7 protein-coding genes are annotated in these 7,536 nt (G+C 61.6%); all 7 read right to left on the bottom strand.

Features of this window, described 5'->3' with window-relative positions; all coding sequences use genetic code 11:
* Positions 1-640, bottom strand: a 640-nt coding sequence (locus tag RKP46_RS13155; RefSeq protein WP_311107054.1) for a c-type cytochrome, incomplete at its 3' end; no start/stop codon positions are given.
* A gap of 9 nt (positions 641-649) precedes the next feature.
* Positions 650-1,075: a c(7)-type cytochrome triheme domain-containing protein gene (locus RKP46_RS13150; RefSeq protein ID WP_311107053.1), complete on the bottom strand. Its 426-nt coding sequence runs from the start codon at positions 1,073-1,075 to the stop codon at positions 650-652.
* Between the two features lie 42 nt (positions 1,076-1,117).
* Entirely contained in the window at positions 1,118-3,619 is a 2,502-nt protein-coding gene (locus tag RKP46_RS13145) for a hypothetical protein (RefSeq protein ID WP_311107052.1), read from the bottom strand.
* Between the two features lie 190 nt (positions 3,620-3,809).
* Positions 3,810-4,790 carry a peptidyl-prolyl cis-trans isomerase gene (locus RKP46_RS13140; protein ID WP_311107065.1) on the bottom strand — a complete coding sequence of 327 codons (981 nt, stop codon included), beginning with the start codon at positions 4,788-4,790 and terminating at the stop codon, positions 3,810-3,812.
* Between the two features lie 120 nt (positions 4,791-4,910).
* Positions 4,911-5,783 (bottom strand): cytochrome c3 family protein, encoded by an 873-nt coding sequence (locus RKP46_RS13135; protein WP_311107051.1) that lies wholly within the window; start codon positions 5,781-5,783, stop codon positions 4,911-4,913.
* 228 nt (positions 5,784-6,011) lie between these two features.
* Entirely contained in the window at positions 6,012-7,046 is a 1,035-nt protein-coding gene (locus tag RKP46_RS13130) for a 6-bladed beta-propeller (protein ID WP_311107050.1), read from the bottom strand.
* Positions 7,047-7,132: 86 nt separating this feature from the next.
* The coding region (locus RKP46_RS13125; protein WP_311107049.1) for a cytochrome c3 family protein at positions 7,133-7,536 on the bottom strand (404 nt) is incomplete at its 5' end.

Raw genomic sequence — 7,536 nt, 5'->3', positions numbered from 1 at the left:
TACCGTCGTTCGTCGGATCATGGATCCCGTCTTCCGCCGGCGGCAGGTTGCGCTTAGAAGGCGGCTTGAGCAGCCGGTTGAAGGTGTTGACGTCTTCCGCGGAGGCCCCGGCAGCCGCGACGACCCCTTGCGGTCCGAACGCCGGTGCGGGTGCTGCCGCTGCCGCCGTTGGCGCGCCAGCTGCGGGTGCAGCAGCCTTCGGCGACTCTTCCTTGCGAGCCTCGGCCTTGGTTTCCTTCTTCGCCTCAGTCTTGGCTTCGGCCTTCGCTTCCGCCTTGGTTTCCTTCTTCGCCTCGGGCTTCGACTCTGCCTTGGCATCGGCTGTCGGCTTGGCGCCGCCGGCTGCAGCGACCATGTAGTCGACCGCGGCTTTCACGTCTGCATCGGGCAGCGTCAGGTTGCCGCCCTTGGCTGGCATTCCTTTTGGCGTGCCCTTCAGCGCCGACTGATAAAGCTTCGGCATTCCACCGGCAATGCGCGGCCCCCAGTCGGCTGCATTGCCAAGGCGCGGGGCCGCAGCGATGCCGCCGGCATGGCACACGGCACAAACCTTGGTATAGACATCCTTGCCGTCGGCGAGAGCGCCCGACGTCGCCGTCAGCACAAGGAGGGTCGAGGTGATGAGTGTCAGTTTCTTCATGGCCGCACCTTATTTCTTCTGGGGCGCGCCAGTCGGCTGCGCCAGCTTCTGGATGGTGCTTTCATGCACCTGCGTCGGCGTTCCGGGCTTGGCGGAATGACACAGGTTGCAGTTTTCAACGGACCAGGCGATATCGCCGTTGTGGCAGGCGCCGCAGAACTGCCCGTCAATGATCTTCACCATGTTGATATCGTTTCCGCCAGCCTTGAATTTGAAGTCGAGGTCTGCATGACAGACCTTGCAGGCGAAGCGGACCCGATGGAACCAGTGCGGGAAGATGACCGGGCGCATCCCGGCTGCGTCGGAGTGGTTGTTGATCACCACATCACCGTACTCCGCCTGTGCATCCTGCACATCGACGAAAAGCACGGCGAAGAGCGCGAGCAGCAAGCTCGCAAACAGGCCGCGCCGCAGCCCCTTCATGAATGTCTTCATTGCAATTCCTCAATTGATCCGGGTGTCCGCCCTACCGCAAAATCAGAACTTTCCAAAGTTCCGGGTGGCTCGGAAAAAGACCTGAGCATTTTTCTTGCCACCTACCTCGGTCAGCGTGCCAGTGGTCGACAGATCGAGCTTGCCGATCGCGTAGTCGAAGCGATTCTCCAGCCACCAGGTGTAGCGCTCGGGGTTGCCGTTTGCGTTGCCGTAGAGCCGCTCGTCACCCATTTGCGTGTTGGCGTTCAGCGAAAGGTTGTAGCGCAGGCCGGGAACGTCGAAGGCACGAGAATGCGAGTAATTGGCCGAACCGAAGATGCTGGTTCTGCTGGTGCGATCCGTGTAATAGGCAGTCGTTCCCAGAAATGGGGAATTGTTCACAACCAGCGTCTGGGTGTCCTGCATCGACCACTGAACAGTCATGTTCACGCTGAAGGAGGAACGCGGCGTCAGCTGGCCGTTGCCGTTCAACTGCAGATAGATGTACTGATAGTCACCCTCGTTGGCGCCCGTCGTCCGGTTGTCGCTGAAGGTCACGCCAACCGAGCCGAAAGTCTGGTCGCCCGCCGTGAATCGCCAGGTCGACCCGGCCGAATGGTTGAGCGTCGTCGAATTGCCGATTATCTGGTCGTTGCTCTGCGTGACGCCCTGAGACGCCGAGAGTTGAACCGACTGGCGATCGCCAAGCGGAATTTCCCGACCGAGAGAATGGTTGGCCTGCAGCATGGTCATTGTGTTGCTGCCGAACGAGCCCCCCGATTGCCGATTGACACTGCTGCCGGCATTCCAGTTATAGGAATAGTTCCCAAATGTGAGAGGTGTGCCGGCATAGTTGGCAGCCAGACCGAAGTTCGTCAGCACGTCCTGACCGCCGCTGCTGCCCTTGTTGTTGAGCTTGGAGACGAGGCCGCTGCCCATCAGCATCAGGTTGTCGCTATAGGCGTAGGTCGCGGACATGTTCCCCGAGACGCTTTGCGACTTACTGGACTCGCCCTGGTAATTGCTTGAAGCATCGAGCACCATCACGCCCGCCGTGACCGCCAGCGGAATCTCCTCATCCTCGGGACGCCACGACGCAGACGAATTCATCTGCAGGTATCTTCCGCTGCTGTTGACGAGCGAGTTGTTGACCAGATAACGCAAGCGATTGTCGTTGAACATCGTGTTCGTCTCGAGGTTCAGGTTTTCCTCATAGCGATAGGTGTGTCGGGCGTAATAGTTCATCAGCCGCGAGCTCTCGCCGTTGTAATCGCGGTCGGTCTGCGCATAGCGGCCGTTGATCTGGGTCGTCTGGTTCTCGAAGGCGTGCGAATAATCGCCATAGACAGCGTTGACGGTATCCGTACCGACCGCGGAGCGCTGCTCTACCACGCTGCGGTCGAAGCCGATATTGCCGTTCTGCTGCCCACTCTCGCTGCGATAGCTTTGCCGCAGGTTGATGCGGGTATTGGTATAGGGTGACGTGACGAAACTGCCATTGACCTGGCTATCGGTACGGTCGATCGTTGCAAGAAACGGGAAGCGGCTTTGAGGAAAAAGATTGAGCATCGCGCCGCCGACGATCGAGGTCTGGTCGTTGCTGAAGCTGCCCGTACCCTCCCCGCTGCTGGTTCCTCGAGTACCCGTAAAGCTGAGGTTGGCTGCCACCTGCGCCATCCACGGCGCATAGATGTAGCTCGCGCCCCGCAGGTTGAAAATCCCGGTGTAGTTCGACCAGTTTGATTTATTGTCCTGCGTCTGCTGACGAAGCATCTGGACACCGACGGAGCCACCCCAGCGGATAGGAGCGAGTCCCCAGCCTCCGCCGGATCCCTCATCGCCTGTGGACTTGAGTGCAGCACGTACGCCGCTGCCATCACCGAAGATGCTGGGCGCGCCGCCGTCGGGCAGCGTGCCCGGCAGTGTCCCGACCAGGCCCGGCGTACAGGCCTGCCCGGGCTGGCAGGGAAGCGTGCCGGCAGGCATCACGCAGGGCTGCCCCGGCGGACACGCGGCCGTCCCGACAGGCGTGGATGAAGTGCGCGCTGCGGCCCCCGTCGGATAGGGCGGGGGACGACGCCCAGGCATGTCGCCCAGCAGCACGGGCGGCCCGATCGGTTCGTCGCTGCCGACCTCGTCGCCGTCATCGTGGGCTGCGTCGGAAGCGAGATTCCCCGCTGCATAGAGCGTCGGCGGACTACTCGGAACGGACGCAGGAGGAGCGCCTGCTGATGACGGCGCCGCAGCCTCGCGCCCCAGAACATGCGAGCCCGCCTGTCGCAGTATCAGTGGACCGTCTTCGCCGCGGAGTACCGGTTCGCGTCCACCAGTCGCGCCGAGCGCCGTCGACATCGCAAGCGCCACGGGGCGGGGCTCGACCGGCGGCGGTTCGGCGCGAACGACGGCATAGCCGGCGCGCGGGGCACTAAGGACCAGGACGCTGCCGGCGAGCGCAAACAGACGCCGGCCGGGCGCGGCATCAGAAGGTCGTCGTCGGGCTCTGGAATCGGTCGGCATGAACGCGGTGTTGCATTGGCGGCAATCGTCATTGCACGCCATCGACATTGAGATGCCTGTCTATAAGCAGCATCGGTGCCAGACGTTCGCCCCGCCTGCATCTTCGGGAGACAGAGGGAATTCCCGTCTTGTCGAAGCATGCGTAGAGGTGCCTCGCAGACCGCGAATAACCGTTGCTGGTGGCAAACGGCGCAGCAGGCACTCCCGGAGAAGGCTCAGGAAGTGCCTGGGAAGAGGATTACTTCTTCGGTTCGGCGCCGGTATGGTTGAAGACGAGCTTGACGTCGGCCTTGCCGGTCAGAGAAGCCAGAAGATCCCGCCAGGCGGCATCCTGCCGATCGCGACCCGCGAGATCGCGCGCACGCTGCGCGACGTCGACGAAATCCCGCTTCTTGGGCGGCACACGCTCGTCCAGACGGAAGATGGCGACGCCTTCGAGAATGTCGAGCGGCTCGGCGACTTCGCCGATCCGGAATTCATCGATTCTCTTCTGCAGGGCTTCCGGCAGCATGCCGCGATGCAGATAGCCCGCATTGCCGCCCTCCTCGGCGAACCTGCCAGACGAACGCAAGCGGGCCGCTTCGGCAAAATCGCCGCCGGCGACGAGCTGTTCTTGAAGCCGCTTGGCTTCAGCACGCGCCTGCTGCCACGCGGCGCCCCCCGCCGATGGGTCGACCCCCAGCAAAATGACCGACAGGCGGACCTTTTCAGGTTCTGTGAAGAGTTGGGGATGCTTGTCGTAATAGGCGCGAACCTCATCATCACTGAGTGAGGGCGTACCCCGGACCGCCTTCTCGAGCAGTTCCAGGCGGCTCTGCTCCTCAAGTTGCGATTTCAATCCCGGCAAGAGACGCTCACGGTTTTGCTGCCACATCGGGCTACCCGCATAACGGGCGTCGTAGGTCGCGATCTGCTCGGCGACCGCCTTTTCATCAGCCTTGATGCCGCGGCGATCCGCCTCCTCGACGAGCAGGATGCGCTGCACGATCTTGTCCTTCACCTCCTCGCGCACGGCCGCCATCTCACCGTCGGGAACCTTGCCGTGATAGAACTTCTGACGCATCACGTTGGTGAAGGTCGCCTCGTACTCCTGCAGGGTCACCGGCTTGCCATTCACCGTGGCAAACAACGGAGAATCGCCGCCGGCAGCGGCCGGCGTCGCCTGCGCCGAGGCGCCGGCAGCAGCAATGCCTGCCGCCAGGATCAGGGATTGCACCATTCGCCGTGCGAAACGGGTCGGTAGGTTTTTCACGTCTGCTCCTTCTTGTCTTGAAAAGAAAGCGGGCGGGCCGACATCGCTGTCCGGCCCGCCCGGGTACTGCAGTTCAGCCGGCTCTGCTTACTTCACGTGGCAGGAGAGGCACACACCGCTACCAACGTTCGACACGCGGAGGAAGGTCGGGTTGGTTTCGGTATGGGGATCATGGCAGCTGGCGCACTCGACCGAAGGACCGGTGCCGGCGGCGAAGGCGCGGCTGTAGAGGATCATGTCGGTCTTGTCGCGCGAACCGGCCGTGCCGCCCGCACCCGTGCTGTCAACCCACCAGACGAGCTGGGAATTGATTGTGGCGCTGTTGAGGCCCGAGCCCGGACCCTTGAAGTCAGTGTCCTTGCAGGCACCCGTCGGCGTGGCCGCAGTCTGGCCGCCGCCGCAGTACTGGATGCCGATCGGATGGTCGTTGGTCAGGTCCTTGCCGAGCATCGCGATCGAAGAGCTCTGCATGACGCCCTGCGCGTTAACCGAGCTGCCCGACCACGTGTAGGCACGTCCGTTGGCACCGCCGCCCGTCGTGTCATAGCCACCCGACCCCGGGGCGTTGATGATGTTGTCCATCGCCTGCGAACCGTCATGGCAGGAAAGACATGCGATCGAGACCGAGCCGACGGCCAGAACTTCGCCGTCGATGGTGCTGGAACTCGCCGTCGAGTAGGTCGTGAAGCCAGTGGCGATCGAGGACAGATTCTTGTTCCACAGCGGGGCCGGAGCAGTCGTGTCGGCAGCGTGCGGGGTATGGCAGAAGACGCAGATCTCGCCGGTGTCGGAAGTCTTGTTGTTGCCGGCAGCGCCGGTCGAACCCAGGTTGTGCTTGGTGTTCGCGATACCCGCGACAGCCTGCTGCGAAATGCCGGCGGCGCCGAGCATCAGCGCGGACACGGCGACCAGCTTAAGCAGGCTGCCGGTCAGCTTGGAGATGGTGCTTTTGCTTTGCATGGTGATACTCCCCAGTTCCCGTAGATTGATCAAGATTGCTTCATTCGGAGGCCGAAGCCCTCGCCTGTACTGATGCAGCAACCGTGCCAGCCCCGCAAAGGAAGTGCAACACACTGTTTTAAAGCAGTTTTTTACATCACAATCATCAGGTTTCATAAACCCGGGCACGAGAATTCCCGGAAATTTCATGAGGGCATTCCCGGAGACGGGAAGCCGTACGACCCACCGTCATTTCTGGGCAGCCGTCGGCCGCCGGCCGAGATAACCGCCTTCCGCCGGCAGCCCGATCGGCCGGAAGATGTCCACCTTGCGAAACCACTGATCAACCATGTAGATCCGCCCATCCTCATCGACGTAGATCCCCGACGGCAGCATGTAGCGCGCCGGACCGTCCCTTTCAGAGCGCTCACCAACGTACATCAGGAGGTCGCCATCGCCATTGAAAATCTGGAAGTTGCCGAAGGCCGCATCGACAACGTAGACGTTGCCCTCTGCGTCTGAGGCGATCTCCTTCGGGCGAGCGAAGTTGCCGAGCTGCTTCCCGATGCTGCCGAATGCCTGGAGATACTTGCCCGATGCGTCAAAAACCTGCACGCGGAAGTTTCCACCATCAACGACGTAGATCCGGCCATCCTTGCCGATCGCGACATCCCGCGGCAAATTGAACTCACCCTGCCCCTTGCCGCGTTTTCCGATGTCAAACAGATGATTGCCGTTGGTGGCATCGAAGACTCTGACCTGATGGCGTTCCGAGGAGACGCCGCCGATATCGACGACGTAGATCCGCTTTCCCTCATGATCGACGGTGACGCTTGATAACCGATCGAACTGCTTCGGTCCGCCGATCTTGCGCAGAAACTTGCCTGCTTGGTCATAGACCATGATCGACTTGGCGGTGGCATCTGCGACATAGACGTTGCCGGCGTTATCAACGTCGATGCCCATCGGCTTGACCAGCGATCCCGCCTCGTCCTCACCGATCTTGTAGTACTTGCCTGCCGGCACATTGAACACCCGCACGAAGCGGTCGACCGAGTCGGTCACCATGATACGGCCGCGATAGACCGCCACCGCGTACGGCTTGCCGAGCCCTTCGCCGCCCTCCATCGCACCTGTCAGCAGTTGCTTGAGTTCCGAATCAGCCTTTCTCGTGGTGACATCGGCGCTGCTGAAGATGGTGCGCTCGTAGACGAATCGGGGTTCGTCCGGAGCAGACGGAAAGACGATCGGCTTGTTGTCAAGCTTCTTGTCTCCCTGTGGCATGGGCGCACATCCGGCTAGAAACAGCAGCGCCGTAAACGTGGAAACCGCGATTCTTGCGACGACAGGATGCATGGCGAACCCCTCCGCTATTTATCGTGGCAGGTCAGACATAGACGACTGCCCTGTTGGCTGACCCTCAGAAACGAGGGATTGGTGGTGTGTGGGTCATGGCAGCTGCTGCATTCGACGTATGGCACCTCTCCACCGGTACCGGCATCGACGCGAGCATAGAGCGGCAGGTCGCTGCGACTGCGCAGCACCGGATTTCCCGAAGACGATACCCACCAGACGATTCGATTGTCGACAACGGCAGAACTCGGCTCGCGGAAATCGTCGATCGCCTTGAGATGACGAGCGGCGACCGAAGGCGCTCCCTTGTCGCGTTCGGCATCGCGTTGCACCACGTGACGATATCGGGAAAAGCCGCGGTAAGGAATTCCGAAGGGATGATCGAAGGAATAGTTCGTCACGGAAAATGCCTGGTTCGAAT

The sequence above is a fragment of the Accumulibacter sp. genome, from assembly GCF_031732815.1.
GTDB lineage: Bacteria > Pseudomonadota > Gammaproteobacteria > Burkholderiales > Rhodocyclaceae > Accumulibacter.
Note: the sequence above shows the minus strand (reverse complement) of the source record. Positions and strands in the feature narration are given on the sequence as shown.

What these genes read in the sequence shown, in the direction of transcription:
- RKP46_RS13150 (WP_311107053.1), bottom strand. Translation starts at nt 1,075, where the DNA reads ATGAAGACATTCATGAAGGGGCTGCGGCGCGGCCTGTTTGCGAGCTTG.
- RKP46_RS13145 (WP_311107052.1), bottom strand. Translation starts at nt 3,619, where the DNA reads ATGTCGATGGCGTGCAATGACGATTGCCGCCAATGCAACACCGCGTTC.
- RKP46_RS13140 (WP_311107065.1), bottom strand. Translation starts at nt 4,790, where the DNA reads ATGGTGCAATCCCTGATCCTGGCGGCAGGCATTGCTGCTGCCGGCGCC.
- RKP46_RS13135 (WP_311107051.1), bottom strand. Translation starts at nt 5,783, where the DNA reads ATGCAAAGCAAAAGCACCATCTCCAAGCTGACCGGCAGCCTGCTTAAG.
- RKP46_RS13130 (WP_311107050.1), bottom strand. Translation starts at nt 7,046, where the DNA reads ATGCCACAGGGAGACAAGAAGCTTGACAACAAGCCGATCGTCTTTCCG.